This window comes from Leisingera sp. F5 (genome assembly GCF_001593695.1).
This window is the reverse complement of record NZ_LUKH01001415.1, coordinates 1-1,044: the sequence shown is the minus strand read 5'-3', so window position 1 is coordinate 1,044 and position 1,044 is coordinate 1. Positions and strand designations below refer to the sequence as shown.

Here is a 1,044-nt window from a genome sequence, read left to right as displayed (position 1 = left end):
CGTCTATATCCTGCACCACCCGGACGAAGAGCGCCCGGCAGCCCGCCCGCTGCGCACCGCGCCTGCGTTCGACCGTCAGAAAGCCCGCGGCGCACAGTTCGGCTGGGTCAACGGCTGGGAACGCCCGAACTACTTCGGCCCCGTCGATGCGCCTGAGAACTTCGACCACGATGCCCGCTCCTTCCGCCGCGGCGGCTGGTGGCAGCATGCCGTGGACGAAGCCAAGGCAATCCGCGAAGGTGTTGGCCTGGTCGACGCAACCGCGTTCACCAAGCACATCGTCAAGGGTCCCGGTGCCACTCAGTTCCTGGACTGGTTCACCTGCAACAAACTACCCAAGGTCGGCCGTATCAACCTGACCTATGCGCTGACCGTTCTTGGCACCACCCGGACTGAGTACACCATCGTCCGCCTGAAGGACGACGAGTATTACCTGGTGTCCGCTGGCGCCTGGACCGAATACGACGCCGACTTCCTGAAGAAGGCGATCGCGGACAAGGAAGCTGAGTTCGGCCGTATCGAGCTGCAGGACGTGACCACCCAGTGGGGCGTGTTTGCGATTGCCGGTCCGAAATCGCGCGACGTGCTGAAAGAGATCATCAACGACGCCGATCCGGAAACCGCACTGTCCAACAAGCGTTTCCCCTGGCTGTCGGCCCGTCAGATCGAACTGGGCATGTGCCCGGTCAATGCGATCCGTGTGGCGTATACAGGTGAACTCGGCTGGGAACTGCACCACCCGATGGAGATGCAGAACTACCTGTTCGATCTGCTGGAAAAGGCCGGTGAGAAGCACGGTATGAAACTGGTGGGTGCGCGCGCCCAGAACTGGCTGCGCCAGGAGAAATCCTATCGCGCCTTCGGCAACGAACTGGGCCGCGACGCGACCCCGCTGGAAGCCGACCTGCCGCGCTTTATCGACCTGGAAAAAGATTTCCACGGCAAGGAAAAGCTGATCGAGACCGGCGTGCGCGTGAAATGCTGCACCCTGCTGATCGACGGCCCCGAAGACGCCGATCCCTGGGGCCGCGAGGCGCTGTACGC

Annotated in this window: 1 pseudogene; it reads left to right on the top strand. The window is 62.8% G+C overall.

Annotated elements, in window-relative coordinates:
* A pseudogene (locus A2I95_RS41890) lies at window positions 1-1,044 on the top strand (diguanylate cyclase); the annotation flags it as partial.